Here is a 19,360-nt window from a genome sequence, read left to right on the forward strand (position 1 = left end):
GCAAGCGCAGCAATATTAACGTGGTGTCATTTTACGTGAGTCCTCAGATCCATCGGCGCGTGCTACGCTCGTATCGCGCGAAGTCTGCGCGGAACGTTCTGCGCATTCTATCTTCTTCGGGCAGAATAAAACGCCGTTCCAGCAGCCAGACAAAAACAGGTATCAGTGCCAGCGATAAAACTGCATCAAAGCGCAGAAGCAGCCCCGTCAGAATCAGAACGTCACCCAAGTAGATCGGATTGCGGCTGCGTTTGAAAATACCGCTTTGAATCAACGAACTGGGCGTTTCATGCGGGATAACTGTTGTCCGGTGTTTGCGGAACTCGGTAATGGCAAGCAGGATAAGGATAAGCCCGCCTCCGATCAGAATGCCGCTCAGCAAATCCGTGAAGCCACCGTCCAGCGGCAATCCCATCGACAGGTATCGGGCCTGTAGCCACGCCAGAACCGCGCAGCCCAACAACCAGACCGGAGGTATGTCAATTTTGCGCATGGTTAAGTAACTTTCTGCTCGGTAGCGAGGCTAAATGTCGCTTTTGCATGATGATCTATCGCTTTCCGACAGGAATCGCAAAATCGCAGAAAGTCGCAGGAAATTTATCTCACCTTTCACCCTCACCGACGCCGATAGACAGACAAGGTCGGATGGGCTAGCCCTTGGTCGACACACAAAGACGAAGGCCCGCCAATGACTGACTTCAAAGCAACCAAGGCTATGTTCGACCTGCCGGATGGCGTGGTTTATCTGGACGGCAATTCGCTGGGCCCCGTACCCAAGGCAGCGACGTCGCGAGTTGCTGAGATGATGACCGAAGAATGGGGTAAGATGCTGATCACCGGCTGGAACAAGGCCGGATGGATGGGGTTTCCGATCGGATTGGGCGATCGCATCGGCCGACTGATCGGAGCAGAGCCCGGCAGCGTGGTAACCGGCGACACATTGTCAATCAAGGTTTATCAAGCGGTGGCCTCGGCGCTGGAACTGTGCCCGGATCGCAAGGTCGTGCTGTCGGACAACGGCAACTTCCCCTCTGACCTTTATATGGTGGATGGGCTGCTGCGCTCTTTGGGGCCGGACTATGAATTGCGCGTTGTCGCACCCGAGGATGTGGCTGCGAACATCACCGAGGACGTGGCCGTTTTGATGCTGACCGAAGTCGATTACCGGTCGGGCCGGATGCACGACATGAAGGCGCTGACGGAACTTGCACACGCCAACGGAACCATCACGGTCTGGGATCTGGCCCACTCTGCCGGGGCAATTCCTGTGGACTTGTCTGGCTGCAATGCCGACTTTGCGGTGGGATGCACCTACAAATACCTCAATGGCGGCCCCGGAGCGCCTGCGTTCATCTACGTCGCACCACGCCTGACTGACCGTGTTCGCCCAGCGCTGTCAGGTTGGCTTGGGCATGAGGCCCCCTTTTCCTTCGATCTCGATTATCGCCCCGGCAGCGGGATCGAGAGAATGCGGGTAGGCACCCCTCCGATCATCCAGATGACCGCCCTGTCCGCTGCAATGGATATCTGGGACATGGCTGACATGGCAGACGTGCGCGCCAAGTCCATCGCGCTGACTGAATTGTTTATCAACCGGGTCGAAGCCACCTGCCCCGAGCTGCGCCTTGCCAGTCCGCGCGACGCAAAGCAGCGCGGCAGCCAGGTCTCATTCCGCTTTGAAGAAGGCTATGCGGCTATGCAGGCGCTCATTGCCCGCGGAGTTATCGGAGATTTTCGCGCGCCCGACATCATGCGGTTCGGATTTACGCCGTTATTTATCGACGAGCAGGATGTTGAACGCGCGGTGGACATTCTGGCCGATATTATGGCGAACCGGTTGTGGGACACCCCGGAATACAAGCAACGCCAGCGGGTTACCTGAGCGCAAGCCCAGCTCCGACAATCGTGGCAAAGTTCGAGTTCATGCGGTCGAACTGCTGGTAATCCGTGGCGGCGATCTTGTTACCGCGCAGAGCAGCGCCAATCATTCTGGCCGTTTCTCGCGGGCTGTCGAACAGGCGTATCCGCCCGTTTTCTACCTCGCGTTCAAGCCAGTTCGCGTAAAGCTCCAGCAACTGCGCCTCGCCTTGCGTGACAATGTCAGATGCCATGGAAATACCCGCGTCCAGCAGTTCGAGCCCATGTGCTGAAGACATGATCTCTGCCATCCCGTCCGTCTGAACGCGGATCGCGTTTCCGAAAACCTGTGACACCGGACCGTCCGCATTCAGCGCCTTGGCAACGGCTGCTTTCTTTTCCTCGTAGTGCAGCTCTGTCAGTTTTCGCAGAATGGCTTCTTTGTTCTCGAAGTACAGGTACAAAGCTGGGCGCGACATCCCCGCACCTTTTGCTATGTCATCCATCGAGGTCTTCTTGAATCCATAGGTCGAAAAGACCCGCAGAGCGGATTCAAGGATAGCCCGGGTTTTTTCGTCGAGCGCAAAGTCTCTCATCTGAACCTTTGACATTTTTTGTTTCATTTGTCAGTTGACTGACTGACATCTCGTATTAAATATGTCAGCACGTCAGCAAAGCCAAGAGGGGAACACCATGGCGACCAATTTGAACGTTAACGGTACGTCGTACCAGGTGGATTTGCCTGACGATGTTCCCCTGCTTTGGGTTCTGAGGGATGAGGTTGGCCTGACCGGTACCAAATTTGGCTGCGGTGTTGCCGCCTGTGGTGCCTGTACTGTCCATATCGACGGCGAGGCCGTGCGGTCCTGTCAGGTTGCGTTGTCTGATGTCTGGGGCGACGTAACAACCATCGAGGGTCTCGGCACTCCGGACGCGATGGCCAAGATCCAGCAAGCTTGGGTCGACCATCAGGTTGCGCAATGCGGTTACTGCCAATCAGGTCAGATCATGCAAGCGGCGGCCTTGCTGGCCGAGAACCCCTCTCCGACAGATGCTGACATCGACGACGCGATGCAGGGCAACCTGTGTCGTTGTGGAACCTATCCACGCATCCGGGCCGCAATCCACGATGCGGCTTCCAAGTTGAAGGAGGCGTAAACAATGGCATCTGTTGGTAAAATCCTTCGCCGCACATTCCTGATCGGTTCAGCAGCTATCGTCGGCGGCGTTGCTTTTGGTGCGTATTACGTTACCCGTCCGGCAGCGAACCCGCTGAAACCGGCAAAAGGTGAAACCGCACTCAGCCCGTTTATTCTAATTGACCAGCAGGGCGTGACCCTGTTCGCCCCACGCGCCGAGATGGGACAGGGCGTGATGACCACCTGGGCTGCCCTGATCGCAGAAGAACTGGACGTCGAGATGGACGATATCCGCGTTCTGCATGGTCCTGCTGCGGCAGCCTACTATAACTCTGCTCTGGTTGGCGAAGGTCTGCCGAACAAGGGATATGACATCTCCGACTTCCAGCACAATCTGGGTGAAGCCCTTGGTGTCCTCGGCAAAACCCTCAGCTTGCAAGTCACCGGCGGCTCGACCTCGATGAAAGACGGATTTGAGCGTATGCGCGAGGCGGGAGCAACCGCGCGGGAAACATTGAAACAAGCGGCGGCGGACCGGTTGGGCGTTGACCGCGCGCAGTTGAAAACCGAAGCGGGCGTGGTGATCGCACCGGATGGCACACGCATCCCCTATACGGAACTGGCCGAAGCCGCAGGCCGGATCGACCCGCCTCATGCGGAACTGCGCGATCCGTCGGACTGGCGTCTGCTGGGGCAGAATCTGCCGCGCGTGGATATCGTAGGTAAATCCACCGGCACCGCCGAGTTCGGCATAGACGTGCGCCCCGAAGGTCTGAAATTCGCTTCGGTTCGGATGAATCCCAAGCTGGGCGGCGAGATGAACGGCTTTGATGCCAGCGCGGCCCAGTCCATGCCCGGCGTTGAAAAAGTCGTGGATCTGGGCAATGGAGTGGCGGTTGTCGCCACCAACACATGGCTGGCTATTCAGGCGGTCGAGGCGATCGACGTCGATTGGGCCGACGCCCCCTACCCGTCCGAGACCGAAGACCTGTTCACCACCATCGCCCAGGCGTTTGACGACGCGCCAAACTCAACCATGCGGGACGATGGCGATGTGGACGTGTTGCCCGACGGCGCGACCGAGATCACCGCCGAATACCGCGTGCCCTATCTGGCGCATTCCACGATGGAGCCGATGAACGCCACCGCGCTGTTCACCGGCACCAAGCTGGACCTGTGGTGCGGTAATCAGGCCCCGACCCTGTTGCTGATCCGCGCCGCAAACACCGCCAATCTGGACAAGGATGCCGTCGAAATTCACACCACCTATCTGGGCGGCGGCTTTGGGCGGCGCGGAGAGTTGGACTTTGCCGAGATTGCCACCAAGGTCGCGATGGCCATGCCCAACGTTCCGGTCCAGACCACCTGGAGCCGCGAAGAAGATATGCGCCACGATTTCTATCGCCCCGGCGCGCTAGCGCGGATGCGGGGTGCGGTCAAGGATGGTACAGCGGTCCTGATCGACGGCAAGGTTGCGGCCCAATCCTGCACCCAGCAAGCTGTCGAGCGGTATACCGGTATGCCGGGCGGCGGCCCTGACAAGGTGCTGGTCGAAGGTCTGTTCAACCAACCCTATGCGGTGCCGAATTATCGCATCAGCGGTCACATTGCAGATCTGGACGTGCCCGTGGGGTTCTGGCGCTCGGTCGGCAACAGCCATAACGGATTCTTCCACGAGACGTTCATGGATGAGATGGCCCATGCCGCAGGACGTGACCCGCTGGAGTTTCGTCTGGAACTGGCCAAGGTCGAATTCGCCCCGGCTGCGGGTGTTTTGCAGGCCGTCAAGGACATGTCCGGCTGGACCGGTGAAACCCCCGATGGCGTCGGGCGCGGCGTTGGGATGACCTACAGCTTTGGTACGCCAGTCGCACAAGTGATCGAAGTTGTTGACGAAGATGGCACCATCCGCATCGCTAAGGCGTGGATCGCCTGTGACGTCGGCCTCGCGCTGGACCCCGGCACGGTCAAGGCACAGATGGTCGGCGGCATGATCTATGGTCTGTCGGCGGCGGTAACGGGCGAGATTACTTTCTCGGACGGTGAAGTCGAACAGTACAACTTCCCCGACTATGACGCCCTGCGGATGCACAACGCTCCGCTCACCGAAATTCGGGTTCTTGAAACCAACCCGCGTCTGGGTGGTGTTGGTGAACCTGGAACACCTCCGTCCATGCCAGCTTTGGGAAATGCGCTTTTTGACCTGACAGGTGAACGCGCGCGGACGCTACCCCTGATCAATCAGTTCAATCTGCTGGTTTGATCGCGTTGCGCCGGTCTGGTTCTTCTCTCCCGGACCGGCGCACGAATTACGCACTCTGCTGGATGAGCCTCGCGCCGGACCCTTCAGACCAAGCATGAACGGCTGCTCCGAACGCTTTGAACAACGGCCGCGACACGGGATCGTTTTCAGCATCCCATTCCGGGTGCCATTGAACCGACAGGGTGAAGCCCGGCGCATCCTTGACATAGATCGCCTCTGGCGTCCCATCCGGCGCATGGCCTTCAATCACGATCCTATGTCCCACGGTTTTGATACCCTGCCCATGCAGCGTGTTTGTCATCACCTCACAAGCCCCCATAAGCCGATGGAACACACCACCTTCGGACAGGGTCACGATATGGCGCAGCGCGAATTTCTCTTCCAGCGTTCCATCGGGCGGCATACGGTGGTTCATCCGACCCGGCAGCTCGCGGATTTCCGGATACAGCGTCCCGCCCATTGCGACGTTGACCTCTTGGAACCCTCTGCAGATACCAAAGAACGGCTGCCCTCGCTCGACGCAGGCCCGCACCAGCGGCAGGGTGATCGCGTCACGCGCACGGTCAAATTCACCATGCGCTTCGGTCTCGGGCTCACCGTATTCTTCCGGGTGAACGTTTGGCCGACCACCCGTCAATAGAAAGCCGTCGCACACCTCAAGCAATTCTTCGACCGAGACATAACGCGGATCAGCCGGGATCAGCAGCGGCAGACAGCCCGACACGTTCGCCACGGCTTCAGAATTCATCGTCCCGCCCGCATGGGTCGGGTATTCATCGTTCATAAGGTAAGAGTTGCCGATGATACCGACGACGGGCCGAGACATTCCGCTTTCCTAATCTGTTGCGCGTTTCACGAAAGCTATCCGCAGGGTCAAAAGCGTGCAATAGCACACCCCCTGTGTATCAGCGCAAGTACATGTTCACCCCTGCACATTAGGGCACCTGTGACGGCACTTGCCCATTTTGGCGTCGTTCCGCGAATTCCGCAGATCAAAGAGCATCTGCTGCTCGCGGAATATTTCAACCAATTAGACTTCGCCGACCAGACCAGCAGCCTCAATCCCAGCCATCGCCGCAACCGCATCATTGTCCGAGGTATCGCCGGTCACGCCGACAGCCCCAATCACAGCGCCCTTCTTATCGCGCAGCAACACGCCGCCCGGAACCGGGACGACCTGCCCGCCATACACTCCGTTCACGGCGGCCATGAAATAAGCCTGCGCCTCGGCCCGCGCCATCTGCGCCGTGCCCGCCATGCCCAGCATGACCGAGCCATAGGCCTTGCCCTGCGCAATCGCAAAGCGGCCTGGCGCGGCACCATCTTCGCGTTCAAACGCAATCACATGCCCGCCGGCATCCAGAACTACAACCGAAAGCGGTTTTAATTCCAACTCACGGCCCTTTTCCAAAGCTTTGCGCACAATGGTGCGCGCCTTACGCAATGTAACAACCAACCCTGATCCCTTTCATCTGGCCTAAAATATCCTCGGGGGAGCGCGAGGGGGCAGACAGCCCCCTCGTTCCCATCCTATCCACTCAACCCAAGCTGGCTTTCAGCTCCAAACGGCGGGCGTGCAGGACCGGCTCGGTATAGCCCGAGGGCTGCACCCGACCTTTGAAAACCAGATCACAGGCCGCTTGAAACGCAATACCGTCAAAATCAGGAGCCATCGGGCGGTAGCTTGGGTCGCCCTCATTCTGACGATCCACCACGGCGGCCATCTTCTGCATCGCGGCCATCACCTGTTCCTCGCTGACCGCATCATGATGCAGCCAGTTGGCCAGCGCCTGCGATGAAATCCGGCAAGTCGCGCGGTCTTCCATCAGGCCGTTATCGTTGATGTCCGGCACTTTCGAACAGCCCACACCCTGATCGACCCAGCGCACCACATAACCAAGAATGCCTTGCGCGTTGTTCTCGACCTCACGCGTAATTTCATCATCGCTTAGGTTACGCCCGCCCAACAGCGGAACCGTCAGCAGATCATCCAGCGTGCCGCGCGCTCCACCGGCGGCAAGCGCATCCTGACGGGCCAGAACGTCGACCTTATGGTAATGCGTGGCGTGCAGGGTTGCGGCGGTCGGTGACGGCACCCAAGCGCAGGTCGCGCCGGACTTCGGGTGGCCGATCTTCTGATCCAACATGTCCCCCATCCGGTCGGGCATCGCCCACATGCCTTTGCCGATCTGCGCCTTGCCCTTCAGACCACAGGCCAGACCGATATTGACATTGCGATCCTCATAAGACGCAATCCACGGTGTCGCTTTCATATCGCCTTTGGGCAACATCGGGCCTGCCTCGATCGAGGTATGAATCTCATCCCCCGTGCGGTCCAGAAAGCCGGTGTTGATAAAGGCCACACGCGATTTCGCGGCGCGGATGCATTCCCGCAGGTTGGCCGAGGTGCGGCGCTCTTCATCCATGATGCCCAATTTCACGGTGTTGCGCGGCAGGCCAAGGATGTCTTCAACCATATCGAAAATCTCAACCGCAAAGGCCACTTCGGCGGGGCCGTGCATCTTTGGCTTGACCACATAGACCGACCCCTTGACCGAGTTTCCGCCCTCACGCTGCAGGTCATGCATCGCAATCAGCGTGGTGCAGAGCGCGTCCATCAGGCCCTCGCCAATCTCATTGCCATCACCGTCCAGAACGGCCGGATTGGTCATCAGGTGGCCCACATTGCGGATCAGCATCAGCGAGCGGCCTTTCAACACGGCCTGTTCGCCGCCTGCGGTGGTATAGGTCAGGTCATCAGCCAGCTTCCGAGTGAAGGTGGTGCCGCCCTTGGTTACCTCTTCGGCCAGATCACCCTTCATCAGACCCAGCCAGTTGCCATAGGCCACGACCTTGTCCTCGGCATCCACACAGGCGACCGAGTCCTCGCAGTCCATAATCGTGGACAGCGCCGATTCCAGATGAACGTCAGCAATTCCAGCCGGATCAGCCGCGCCAATATTACTAGAGGCATCGACGACGATTTTCACATGCAGCCCGTTATTCTTCAGCAGTACGAAATCGGGCTTCTCAGCCTCACCGCCAAAGCCAACAAATGCCGAAGCGTCGGCCAGCGCGGGTACCAGCGCACCGCCTTCGACGCGCAGATCGGACACATCGGCCCACGACCCTGCGGTCAGCGGCACAGCATCATCCAAAAAGCTTTTGGCCCAGGCAATCACACCGGCGCCGCGCGCTTCGTCATACCCTCCAGCGGCGGGCAGATCACCCATCGCGTCGGTTCCATACAGCGCATCGTACAGGCTGCCCCAACGTGCATTGGCGGCGTTCAGCGCAAAGCGGGCATTGGTGATTGGCACAACCAGTTGCGGGCCGGGAATGGTGGCAATCTCAGGGTCGACATTGGCGGTTTTGATCTGAAAATCTTCGCCTTCTTCGACCAGATAACCGATCTCACGCAAGAAGGCTTGATAGGCGTCGGCGTCATGATCCTGACCTTTGCGGTCCACGTGCCATGCGTCGATCCGGCCCTGAAGCTCTTCTCGTTTGGCAAGAAAGGCACGGTTTTTCGGTCCCAACTCGGCTACCATCCGCGACAGACCATCCCAGAACGTATCGGCGGATACACCGGTTCCCGGCAGGGCCTTGCCCTCGATGAATTCGGCCAGAACCGTATCGACCTGAAGTCCGCTGCGTGCCTGTCTGCTGCTCATTTGGTGTCTCTCCGCCATTGTGCGCCATTGTATGCAGCCTGCATTTAGGCCGATTGTTTCCGATAGGCAACTTTCGACGTCACATTTAAACCCTTCGGCGTTGCACGAAGCTGCTTCAAATACGACAAGGCAATGAAGCCGCTGTTGCAGCCCATCGCCTCAGACCATAACGTCGCGCCAGTTATCAAATGATGCGAGGTCCCGATGCGCGACGCTGCCCCCCAAACGATCTACCTGAAAGACTACACGCCGTTCGGCTACATCGTGGATAGCGTGCATCTGACCTTTGATCTGGCCGCACACGCCACCCGCGTCACCTCGCGCATTGCGTTCCGCCCCAACCCTGAGGCGACGGACCGCACATTCTTTTTGCACGGCGAAGACCTGACCCTGATCCGCGCGTCCATTGACGGCATCGATGTCACGCCCGAGGTGACCGACAAGGGTCTGACCGCCCCTGCCCCCGATGCACCCTTTGTTTGGGAGGCTGAGGTTGAGATCGACCCCGGCAACAACACCGCGCTTGAGGGGCTGTATATGTCGAACGGCATGTACTGCACCCAGTGCGAGGCCGAAGGGTTCCGCAAGATCACCTACTACCCCGACCGTCCCGATGTGATGTCCACCTTTACCGTGCGCATCAACGGCGATCTTCCGGTGTTACTGTCCAACGGCAACCCAAGCGGCAAAGGCGAAGGCTGGGCCGAATGGACCGACCCATGGCCTAAACCCGCCTATTTGTTCGCGCTCGTCGCGGGCGATCTGATCGCGCATCCCGGCCGATTCACCACCATGTCGGGCCGGGACGTCGAACTGAACCTCTGGGTGCGTCCCGGCGACGAAGGTAAATGCGCTTTTGGTATGGAAGCGCTGAAAAAATCTATGAAATGGGATGAAGACGTCTATGACCGGGAATACGATCTGGACGTGTTCAACATCGTGGCCGTCGACGATTTCAACATGGGCGCGATGGAGAACAAGGGGCTGAACATCTTCAACTCTTCCGCCGTTCTGGCCAGCCCCGAGACCTCAACCGACATGAATTTCGAACGGATCGAGGCGATCATTGCCCATGAGTATTTCCACAATTGGACCGGCAACCGCATCACCTGCCGCGACTGGTTTCAGCTGTGTTTGAAAGAGGGGCTGACCGTGTTCCGCGATGCGCAGTTCACGTCCGACATGCGCTCGGCCCCGGTGAAACGTATCCACGATGCCATCGACCTGCGCGCGCGGCAATTCCCCGAGGATAACGGGCCTTTGTCCCATCCGGTGCGACCCGAAAGCTTTCAGGAAATCAACAACTTCTACACCGCCACCGTCTACGAAAAAGGCGCCGAAGTCATCGGGATGCTAAAACGGCTGGTCGGGGATAAGGCGTACACGAAGGCGCTGGACCTGTATTTTGATCGTCACGACGGTCAGGCCTGCACCATCGAAGACTGGATCAAAGTGTTCGAGGATACGACGGGCCGTGATCTGTCACAGTTCAAACGCTGGTACAGCCAATCCGGCACCCCCCGCGTGACCGTGGCCGAGGATTGGGCAGACGGCACCTATACTTTGACCCTGTCGCAACGCACCGAACCGACCCCGGGGCAGGATGAGAAACTGCCGCAGGTGATCCCGGTGGCCGTGGGCCTGCTGAGCCCCAACGGGGATGAGGTCCGCGCGACCGAGGTGCTGGAACTGACAGAGGCCAGCCAGAGCTTTACCTTCACAGGGCTGGCCGCCAAACCGACGGCTTCGATCCTGCGGGATTTCTCGGCCCCGGTCATTCTTGAACAAGATCAGAGCAACACCGAACGCGCCTTCCTGCTGGCCCATGACACGGACCCGTTCAACCGCTGGCAGGCCGGGCGTTCGTTGGCCGAAGACACTCTGTTGGCGATGATCCAAGCCGGCGCGTCGCCTGATGCCGACTATCTTGACGGGCTGCTGGCCGTGCTGCGCGATCGTGATCTTGACCCGGCATATCGTGCACTGATGCTGGGCCTGCCGACACAATCGGAACTGGCGGCAGCTCTGCACGAACGCGGTTTAACACCTGATCCAATGGCGATCTGGACCGCAGTGGAAACCCTGCGGCAGGTCACGGCGCAACACGTGCAGGACTTGCTACCGCGCCTGCACAGCGAAACCATGATTGATGCGCCCTTTAGTCCTGACGCCGATCAATCAGGCAAGCGTGCGCTGGGTGGGGCGGCACTGGCGCTGACCACGCGATTGGATGGCGGAGCCAAGGCCGCTGTCAGCTATGAGACCGCTGACAACATGACCCTGCAACTTTCCGCCCTATCCTGCCTACTGCGCGCTGGCAAAGGTGAGGCTGAATTGACCACCTTCTACGATCAGTGGAAGCACGATCGGCTTGTGGTGGACAAATGGTTCGGCCTACAGGTCGCGATGGCCGCACCTGAATCCGCTGCGGATTCAGCACGCAAACTGACTGAGCATCCAGATTTCAACTGGAAAAACCCAAACCGATTCCGCGCGGTCATGGGGTCTTTGGCGATGAATCACGCTGGCTTCCACCGCGAAGACGGCGCTGGGTATGCGTTGCTGGCCGACTGGTTGATCAAGCTGGATCCGGTCAACCCGCAAACCACCGCAAGGATGTGCTCGGCCTTTCAGACTTGGAAACGCTATGACGCGGGCCGTCAGGACCTGATCCGCACGCACCTGAGGCGCATTGCCGATACAGCGGACTTGTCGCGTGATACGACCGAAATGGTCTCGCGTATTCTGGGCGCATGACACCGTTCACTTATACACGTCATAACCGAACACCCCGAACGGTCGTGATTCTGATCCTTGTGTATGCGGCGTTGATTTCGCTGGTGATCCTGTTTGACGCCGTCTGGTGGCTGATTGGGTTGCTGGCGCTTCCTACGCTGCCGGCCCTTTGGGACGTTGTACGGGAGACCAGCGCGGGCCTGTCGCTTGATCAGAACAAGCTGAATTGGTTCACCGGCAATCGAACAGCCGAGGTGAAATTGTCGGAAATTGACTATGTCCGCTTTGACACCCGCTGGGATTTTTCCGTGCGCGTTTCGTTGATTACGATCTCGGGAAAACGAATTCGGCTGCCGGATGAGTTGATCCCCCCACACGCAGAGTTTGAGTCCATCTTTGAGCGGGCCGGGATCCGAGTGGAGCGGCATCACTTCAGTGTATTCTGACGGCAATGCCGGGAAAAAAGTCTCACTGTTCACCAAAACGACACAAATACCCCCCCAAATCTTGAATTTGATGCAAATTCCAGAGAAACTTGGTTCCTAAGTTTCCAGTTTTTACAGTTCCGAGTTTCACCATGTTCCGGTTGTTCCGCACCTCTTCATCCAACGCACAGGCTTCTTCTCTGCCGATGCCGTCCGACTTGGCGCTTTCGCCTGAGGTCGCTGCGGCAATGCCTGATCAGGGGCAGTTGAATATCCCTGTAGCAGAGCTTCAGGCCGAGGATCTGGTGGGTCGCAAGACGATCGAAGCCGGGCGTCATCTGGCGCGTCAGGGCCGCTGGTCCGAGCTGTCGCGGCAAATGCGGGCCGCGGACGAGGCTCGGGAGTCTGCGCCTGACGGTATGCCGATTGCAGACCTTCTGGCGTTTGGTGCCCGCGCCGACGTTGTTCTGGCGGTTGAGCACGCGCTTTCTGATTGGAAAGCGCTGTCTGATTATGACGTGCTGTGTGGCATTTCCGAACTGGAAGACGAAATGCGAGAGCACGAAGGCGATCCGATGATCGCACTGGTTGTTGCACTTGCACATATTGATTTGGCCTGGGCATGGCGCGGGACCTCCGTAGACGCGAAATTGCCGCCCTTGCACCAATCGCGCTGCGCTGCACATTTCGACCGGGCGGCAGCAATCCTTCCGAAATGCCGCGAGGCCGCACCCGAAAGCCCGCTTGTTGCTGCGGCCGACTGCGCTCTGCTGGCCGGGCAACGTAAGTCGAACATCCGGGTGGCCGACAAATACGAGCGTCTGATTACTCTGGACCCGCACAATCAGCGTCACATGCGTGCTATGGGCACCCACCTGCTGCCGCGTTGGTTCGGCAGCTATGAAGAGCTTGAGGTTCAGGCCCTTCGCAACGCCGCACGGACACACGAAATCTGGGGTGCTGGCGGGTATACCTGGGCGCAGTTCGACGCGATTGCCCTTGATCCAGAGGCATGTGCCCGGCTGGACGTGGAATATTTCCTGGAAGGGCTGCGTGACATCCTGCGTCAACGCCCCGATCAGGAAACCGTCAACATGTTGGCCGCTTATTGCGCCATCACCATTCAGAACGGGCTTGGCCTGAACGAAAAAGCCAATGAAGTACGCGCGCAAATTCATGAGGCTGCGAACTGGCTGATCCGTGACCACATGACCGAGCTGCATCCGCTGATCTGGGCGCATGCTGCGAATGGGTTCAACAACTCGGTCCGCATCAACTCGCCCGAGAGGTTTGCGGCGCGTGGTCACCGCGATGCCCTGCGTGCGATTGGCGATTTGTTCCGTGAAGAATTGCGCAGCGGCATGGACGTCACCTTTACGCCTTCGGGTCTGCACCTGTCAGGTCACTGATTCCCCCTTGCTCCTTTGGCGCAGCGCGCCTAATACGCAGGCTTAGACTTCTGCGGAAATAGAGGCGCTCCATGCTCGACCTGACATACGAAATGCCCAAAATCAAAACCATTGCCGGGGCCAAGCACGATTGGGAACTGGTCATCGGGATGGAGGTGCACGCTCAGGTCTCATCCAACGCCAAGCTGTTTTCTGGTGCATCGACCCAATTCGGGGCGGAGCCGAATTCGAACGTGGCCTTTGTGGACGCCGCGATGCCGGGGATGCTGCCGGTCATCAACGAATACTGCGTTGAACAGGCGGTGCGCACCGGGCTGGGCCTTAAGGCGGATATCAACCTGAAATCGGCCTTTGACCGCAAGAACTATTTCTACCCCGACCTGCCGCAGGGCTATCAGATCTCCCAGCTTTACCACCCCATCGTGGGCGAAGGTGAAGTACTGGTGGAAATGGGCGACGGCACCGCGCGCATGGTTCGGATCGAGCGCATCCATATGGAACAGGACGCGGGTAAATCCATCCACGACATGGACCCGCATATGTCCTTTGTCGACCTGAACCGGACCGGCGTCTGCCTGATGGAGATTGTCAGCCGCCCCGACATCCGTGGCCCCGAAGAAGCCGCCGCCTATATCGCCAAGCTGCGCCAGATCATGCGGTATCTGGGCACCTGTGATGGCAACATGCAGAACGGCAACCTGCGGGCGGACGTCAACGTGTCGATCTGTTTGCCGGGTGCGTATGAGAAATATCAGGAAACACAGGATTTCTCGCATCTGGGCACACGGTGCGAAATCAAGAACATGAACTCGATGCGCTTTATTCAACAGGCCATTGAGGTTGAAGCCCGCCGTCAGATCGCCATTGTCGAAGGTGGTGGTGAGGTCGAGCAGGAAACCCGCCTGTACGACCCGGACAAGGGCGAGACACGCTCGATGCGATCCAAGGAAGAAGCGCATGATTACCGCTATTTCCCCGACCCCGACCTGCTGCCGCTTGAGATCGAGCAGGCGTGGGTGGACGACATCGCCGCCAAACTGCCCGAGCTGCCCGACGCCAAGAAAGCGCGGTTCATCGAGGCGTTTGGCCTGACCGACTATGACGCCTCGGTCCTGACCGCCGAAGTTGAAGCAGCCGACTATTTCGAAGGGTGTGTTGCAGCGTTTGAAGAAGGAGGATTCCCTCTCCTTAAACCACACTCGAAGTCAACTAAAGGTATCGGCTTTGACGCTAAGAAGATCGCGAACTTCTTGATTAACGAACTGTTCGGGCGGTTGAACAAAGACGGCAAGACCATACGCGAATGTCCAATGTCGCCGGCCCAATTCGCGGTTATCCAACTACTCATGGCAAAGGGAGACATCTCAGGCAAGATCGCCAAGGACCTGTTCGAGATCGTCTATACCGAAGGCGGCGACCCCGCGCAGATCGTGGAAGAGCGCGGCATGAAGCAGGTCACCGACACCGGCGCGATTGAGGCTGCGTTGGACGAGATCATCGCCGCCAACCCCGCTCAGGTTGAAAAGGCCAAGGTGAACCCGAAACTAGCGGGCTGGTTCGTCGGTCAGGTGATGAAGGCCACCGGCGGCAAGGCCAACCCCAAAGCTGTGAACGAGCTGGTGAGCAAGAAACTAGGCGACTAAGTCATCGAAAATTAGTGCAAGGGCGGCAAGGGGCATCCCCTCTGCCGCCTTTCTTTTGCGCTGTGGCGTGGCAACACACGCTGCGGACTGCGCGAAGATGACTTTCCCAATAGCCTCAACATGCTAGATTGCCGGGAACGAACAGGTAGGAAGAACCGATGCCGCGCTACGAATACAAAGTTGTCCCCGCCCCGCAAAAAGGCGGCAAGGCGAAAGGGGCCAAGACCGCCGAAGACCGGTTTGCCGTCTCGATTGAACAGGTGCTGAACCAGATGGGTCAGGACGGCTGGGAATACCAGCGCGCGGAATTACTGCCCAGCGAAGAGCGTTCGGGCCTGACCAGTTCTACCGTGAACTGGCGCAATGTTTTGGTCTTTCGGCGCGAAATTGAAGTGAACTTTGTCTCAACCCGTGGCCCAAGCGAAACGCCCGAGGGTGTACCGCTGGCGCAGCCCTTGCCCGGACCCGAGGCCGTTGTGGCCCCAGCCCCTATTGCCGAAGAGGTGAAAGAACCCCCACTGTCGCTAAAAGGGGCAGAAGCACCCGAGCAACAAGAGAAACCCTAGCCAAGTTCGAACTTATCCGCAGCACGCCTGCCCCGCCTGAATCGGCGGGCATGGCACTGTCGCGTAGGAGCAATAGACACAGCAATCACCTTCCAGCGGCTTCAAGATTTCACGACACGATTTGCATTCGTAAAACCACTGGCACGCGTCTGTTGGCATAGTTTCCGTTTCGACATGTCCGCAAGCGGGACAAGTCAAAGTCGACTCGAGAATTATGGTTGTCTCTGTGTCTTCCATCTCCCCCTCCTCAATAAACGAGTTGGCGCATTTACTCCCCAATATCCAGCGCCAGCGCGTGAATACGTGGCACGATATCGCCGAGCGCTTTATGCACAGCCCTGTGACGCGCGACTCGGGATTGCCCCTTGAAAGCGGCCGCGCGGATACGGACGTTGAAATGGCTCTCACCGCCCTCTTGATACCCCGAATGCCCACGATGGCTTTCGCTGTCGTCAACTACCTCAAGCTCATGCGGATCAAAGGCAGCTTGCAGGCAGGTTCGGATTTCGTCGGTCACAGTCATTTTTACGCCTAGCGGTAAAAATTTTACCGCCCCCCTCTTCTACTTTCGGCTGCTTAGACTAAACTGCTGCCTCCGAGTCGAGAAGATGCGTTCTTAAGGATCACAGCATGACGAAATCAGACCCTTTCGGATTCGATATGTCCGTCTCCAGCGCCAAGAAAAAGAACCCGCGCGGGCGCCGAGGGATGTCGGGCGCGTCTGAGACATCGGTGCGAATCTGCGACCATGAAGGCTGTGAAGAGGCGGGCAAGTTCCGCGCGCCCAAAGCGCCGGATGTGCTGGATGATTTCTTCTGGTTCTGCCAGCAACACGTGCGCGAATACAACCAGAAATGGAACTTCTTCGACGGCACGACCGAGGCCGAACTGAACGCGCAGCGGTCGAAGGACAAAGTGTGGGAACGTGAAACCAAGCCCATGGGTGACCCCGAAGCCCGTGCATGGGCGCGTTTGGGCATAGAAGACCCGCATCAGGTTCTGGGCGCAAACGCCACCAAGAACCCTGGCCGTACTTCCGGCGGCGGTGGCCGCCGTCTACCCCCCACTGAACGCCGCGCGATTGAGATTCTGGAAGCCAATGACAGTTGGACCAAAGCCGAGGTGCGTAAGGCTTACAAAAAACTGATCAAAGTACTGCACCCGGATATGAACGGCGGCGACCGGTCCCAGGAAGAACAACTGCAAGAAGTCGTCTGGGCCTGGGATCAGATCAAGGACAGCCGGAATTTTAAGTAATTCGGCACATCGCTAAAACAAACCTTGCAATGCGTTGGCTTCGGCCCGCTTGAGGCAACGCAGCCGCGTTTTTAGCATTGATCTGGTACCTTCCAGTTCGGGAAATAACGCAAGCAATTCGGCGACGTCCTCGCGCTGAAAGGACTTTAGCGCGCGATCCCCCAGATACAGGCTTTCGCTGTGCAAACCGTGGGAAGTCAGTATAGCGTGTTCCTCGCAGGCGATGTGATAGTACGTCACCGGCTTATCTGCTTGCACTTGATGAACCGTATCTCCGTTGACCAGATGAATAGCGGCGCAAAATACGCTCTCTTCACCAAACAGCAATTCGGCCCGCCACCCCTCGAGAACGATCCGGTGCTGGGGTGACACATATAGATCCCGGTTGGGCAATTAGATCCCGGTTGGGCAATCCCGCACCCAACGCGTCCCGTTGGATCCACACTGGCCGGTACTTTGGCTGTATACGCAAGGTCTGCGCAGTAAGGGTTCGCTGACCGATCCAGACAATGGGTAGAGATTGTCCCCCTGCCCCGCGAACCCATTCCCCAATTTTCAGGTCTTCTACCGGGCGTGGACCCCGATCTGTCTCGATTAATGTTCCCGCCACAAAGCATGGCGGGTCCGTTGGGTCGAGATCGCCCTCATCAATCTTCCAATTTCCGGTTTGCATTGGGCCAGTCGGATCATCGGTATCCCAGGCATAGATATTGCCGCCAACTTGGATAAATTCACCGGATTCCCCTGTGCCCCGATAGTTCCCTTGACCAAGATAGGTATAGGGCTGAAAGGTCGTTCCCCCATCAAACGAAATTGTCTGGCCATCAATGATCGCGGTTTGGGTCGAGTTGCGAACGATATAGTCGCCACCACCGGTGGTCCCGACATTATGAAGGAGCACGTCAAATGGCATGGACCGCGCCCCTAGCCCTGCAAGGTATCAAAACAGTCCGACCACCGCCCGACATGACGCAGCAATCAAAAGAAGCTTTGATCTTGGAACCCATGACCAACACTCTGCACTCATACAAAAAACACCATGTATTATTACCTTAATTGTCAATTAACGCAAATCAAAGGCGCGCAGGCGACTATTCGGGTGATTGCCGCAGAGCCATCCGAGAACTGCTAAAACGTCCCGACAGACGACCGATGACCGGCTCAGAATGAATGGTTGGGAAACATGTCAAACTCGCCCTGGGCTGGTGAAGCGACACAGCCCCAAAGGCCCTCAGCGACATTTCTCAGTGACGAAAAATACACGACTTTCAGGCCAGCACCGAAGAAACACCCGCCTGCGCCACTGCTCAGGCGGCTTTCCCTTGCCCTTGCTCTCAATATGTTGCACCACACACAGTGTCGAAGGCCCCTCGTGAGGCTGCGGTATCAGGATAAGGACGACAGGCATGGATTGGCCGATTGACGCAAACGCAAAACCATCAGAAGAGATTTCGGTTCGCGAAGTCTTCGGCATCGACACCGACATGCAGGTCAAACGCTTCTACGAAGTGACCGAGCGGGTGCCCGAGATTGATCCGACCTATAAGTTCGACCCTGATACCACGCTGGCGATTTTGGCAGGATTTACCCACAACCGCCGGGTGATGATCCAAGGCTATCACGGCACGGGTAAGTCGACGCATATTGAACAGGTTGCCGCGCGTCTGAACTGGCCCGCCGTGCGCGTTAATCTCGACAGCCACATCAGCCGGATCGACCTGATCGGCAAAGACGCGATCAAACTGCGCGACGGCGTTCAAATCACCGAATTCAGCGAAGGTATTCTGCCTTGGGCCCTGCGCAATCCGGTTGCGATCGTGTTCGACGAATACGACGCCGGGCGCGCGGACGTGATGTTCGTGCTGCAGCGCGTGCTGGAAGCCAACGGCAGCCTGACCCTGCTGGATCAGAACGAAATCCTGACGCCGCACCGGTATTTCCGCATGTTCGCAACCGCCAACACCGTTGGTCTGGGCGACACGACGGGTCTGTACCACGGCACCCAGCAGATCAACCAGGCGCAAATGGACCGCTGGTCTTTGGTCGCAACGCTGAACTACCTCAGCCATGACGCTGAAACGATGATCGTTCTGTCCAAGGCCCCTCATTATAACACGGCGGAAGGACGCAAGATCGTTAGCCAGATGGTCACTGTTGCAGACCTGACACGAACCGCCTTCATGAATGGCGATCTGTCCACAGTCATGAGCCCCCGAACGGTCATCAACTGGGCGCAAAACGCCGAAATTTTCCGCAATGTCGGCTACGCGTTCCGCCTGTCTTTCCTGAACAAATGTGATGAACTTGAACGTCAGACGGTTGCCGAGTTCTACCAGCGCTGCTTTGACGAAGAACTGCCTGAAAGCGCGGCAAACGCCTCATTGGGATAAG

Annotated in this window: 19 protein-coding genes; 10 read left to right on the forward strand and 9 right to left on the reverse strand. The window is 58.1% G+C overall.

What is annotated here, in order from left to right; genetic code table 11:
• Window positions 1-43: 43 nt before the first annotated feature.
• Complete coding sequence (locus ACT2B1_RS13180; RefSeq protein ID WP_481667908.1) at window positions 44-493, reverse strand: methyltransferase family protein; 450 nt, start codon at window positions 491-493, stop codon at window positions 44-46.
• A 195-nt stretch (window positions 494-688) separates the two neighbouring features.
• Here ACT2B1_RS13180 and kynU point away from each other — a divergent pair, with 195 nt between their 5' ends.
• On the forward strand, window positions 689-1,882 hold the full coding sequence (gene kynU / locus ACT2B1_RS13185; protein WP_171239744.1) for a kynureninase: 1,194 nt from the start codon (window positions 689-691) through the stop codon (window positions 1,880-1,882).
• On the opposite strand, the gene ACT2B1_RS13190 is transcribed toward kynU, so the two are convergent.
• On the reverse strand, window positions 1,875-2,468 hold the full coding sequence (locus ACT2B1_RS13190; protein WP_171122568.1) for a TetR/AcrR family transcriptional regulator: 594 nt from the start codon (window positions 2,466-2,468) through the stop codon (window positions 1,875-1,877). The two genes, kynU and ACT2B1_RS13190, sit on opposite strands and share 8 nt — an antisense overlap.
• Window positions 2,469-2,550: 82 nt before the next feature.
• Between ACT2B1_RS13190 and ACT2B1_RS13195 the strand changes: the two genes are divergently transcribed.
• Both ACT2B1_RS13195 and ACT2B1_RS13200 read left to right on the forward strand, forming a co-directional pair.
• Window positions 2,551-3,015, forward strand: coding sequence for a (2Fe-2S)-binding protein (locus tag ACT2B1_RS13195; RefSeq protein ID WP_171120729.1), 465 nt, complete (start codon window positions 2,551-2,553; stop codon window positions 3,013-3,015).
• Window positions 3,016-3,018: 3 nt separating this feature from the next.
• On the forward strand, window positions 3,019-5,259 hold the full coding sequence (locus ACT2B1_RS13200) for a xanthine dehydrogenase family protein molybdopterin-binding subunit (protein WP_481667909.1): 2,241 nt from the start codon (window positions 3,019-3,021) through the stop codon (window positions 5,257-5,259).
• 46 nt (window positions 5,260-5,305) lie between these two features.
• On the opposite strand, the gene ACT2B1_RS13205 is transcribed toward ACT2B1_RS13200, so the two are convergent.
• The 3 genes from ACT2B1_RS13205 to ACT2B1_RS13215 form a co-directional block, all read right to left on the reverse strand.
• Complete coding sequence (locus ACT2B1_RS13205; RefSeq protein WP_171120725.1) at window positions 5,306-6,085, reverse strand: gamma-glutamyl-gamma-aminobutyrate hydrolase family protein; 780 nt, start codon at window positions 6,083-6,085, stop codon at window positions 5,306-5,308.
• Between the two features lie 204 nt (window positions 6,086-6,289).
• A complete protein-coding gene (locus ACT2B1_RS13210) occupies window positions 6,290-6,715 on the reverse strand; it encodes a GlcG/HbpS family heme-binding protein (protein WP_171120723.1) in 426 nt (141 codons plus the stop codon).
• Window positions 6,716-6,797: 82 nt separating this feature from the next.
• On the reverse strand, window positions 6,798-8,933 hold the full coding sequence (locus tag ACT2B1_RS13215) for a malate synthase G (RefSeq protein WP_481667910.1): 2,136 nt from the start codon (window positions 8,931-8,933) through the stop codon (window positions 6,798-6,800).
• A gap of 204 nt (window positions 8,934-9,137) precedes the next feature.
• Between ACT2B1_RS13215 and pepN the strand changes: the two genes are divergently transcribed.
• From pepN to ACT2B1_RS13240, 5 genes are all read left to right on the forward strand, one after another.
• Window positions 9,138-11,690 carry an aminopeptidase N gene (pepN, locus tag ACT2B1_RS13220; protein ID WP_481667911.1) on the forward strand — a complete coding sequence of 851 codons (2,553 nt, stop codon included), beginning with the start codon at window positions 9,138-9,140 and terminating at the stop codon, window positions 11,688-11,690.
• Window positions 11,687-12,115, forward strand: coding sequence for a hypothetical protein (locus ACT2B1_RS13225; RefSeq protein ID WP_481667912.1), 429 nt, complete (start codon window positions 11,687-11,689; stop codon window positions 12,113-12,115). Before pepN ends, ACT2B1_RS13225 begins: the two co-directional genes overlap by 4 nt.
• 131 nt (window positions 12,116-12,246) lie before the next feature.
• A complete protein-coding gene (locus ACT2B1_RS13230) occupies window positions 12,247-13,503 on the forward strand; it encodes a hypothetical protein (RefSeq protein WP_171239739.1) in 1,257 nt (418 codons plus the stop codon).
• Window positions 13,504-13,574: 71 nt separating this feature from the next.
• Window positions 13,575-15,146 (forward strand): Asp-tRNA(Asn)/Glu-tRNA(Gln) amidotransferase subunit GatB, encoded by a 1,572-nt coding sequence (gatB, locus tag ACT2B1_RS13235; protein WP_171239738.1) that lies wholly within the window; start codon window positions 13,575-13,577, stop codon window positions 15,144-15,146.
• A gap of 158 nt (window positions 15,147-15,304) precedes the next feature.
• Window positions 15,305-15,712 (forward strand): DUF4177 domain-containing protein, encoded by a 408-nt coding sequence (locus ACT2B1_RS13240; RefSeq protein WP_481667913.1) that lies wholly within the window; start codon window positions 15,305-15,307, stop codon window positions 15,710-15,712.
• Window positions 15,713-15,724: 12 nt separating this feature from the next.
• On the opposite strand, the gene ACT2B1_RS13245 is transcribed toward ACT2B1_RS13240, so the two are convergent.
• On the reverse strand, window positions 15,725-15,949 hold the full coding sequence (locus ACT2B1_RS13245; RefSeq protein WP_254449169.1) for a GDCCVxC domain-containing (seleno)protein: 225 nt from the start codon (window positions 15,947-15,949) through the stop codon (window positions 15,725-15,727).
• 31 nt (window positions 15,950-15,980) lie between these two features.
• The gene (locus ACT2B1_RS13250; RefSeq protein WP_171120708.1) at window positions 15,981-16,235 is read right to left on the reverse strand and encodes a BolA family protein; all 255 of its coding nucleotides are present in this window, start codon (window positions 16,233-16,235) and stop codon (window positions 15,981-15,983) included.
• Between the two features lie 107 nt (window positions 16,236-16,342).
• Here ACT2B1_RS13250 and ACT2B1_RS13255 point away from each other — a divergent pair, with 107 nt between their 5' ends.
• Window positions 16,343-16,969, forward strand: coding sequence for a J domain-containing protein (locus ACT2B1_RS13255; RefSeq protein ID WP_171120706.1), 627 nt, complete (start codon window positions 16,343-16,345; stop codon window positions 16,967-16,969).
• Window positions 16,970-16,981: 12 nt separating this feature from the next.
• On the opposite strand, the gene ACT2B1_RS13260 is transcribed toward ACT2B1_RS13255, so the two are convergent.
• Both ACT2B1_RS13260 and ACT2B1_RS13265 read right to left on the reverse strand, forming a co-directional pair.
• A complete protein-coding gene (locus tag ACT2B1_RS13260) occupies window positions 16,982-17,296 on the reverse strand; it encodes a Hint domain-containing protein (RefSeq protein ID WP_481667914.1) in 315 nt (104 codons plus the stop codon).
• Window positions 17,283-17,882 carry a Hint domain-containing protein gene (locus tag ACT2B1_RS13265; RefSeq protein ID WP_481667915.1) on the reverse strand — a complete coding sequence of 200 codons (600 nt, stop codon included), beginning with the start codon at window positions 17,880-17,882 and terminating at the stop codon, window positions 17,283-17,285. Before ACT2B1_RS13265 ends, ACT2B1_RS13260 begins: the two co-directional genes overlap by 14 nt.
• Before the next feature lie 493 nt (window positions 17,883-18,375).
• Between ACT2B1_RS13265 and cobS the strand changes: the two genes are divergently transcribed.
• On the forward strand, window positions 18,376-19,359 hold the full coding sequence (gene cobS, locus ACT2B1_RS13270) for a cobaltochelatase subunit CobS (RefSeq protein ID WP_171122549.1): 984 nt from the start codon (window positions 18,376-18,378) through the stop codon (window positions 19,357-19,359).
• Window position 19,360: the final 1 nt, after the last annotated feature.

The organism is Ruegeria sp. S263, assembly GCF_056780525.1.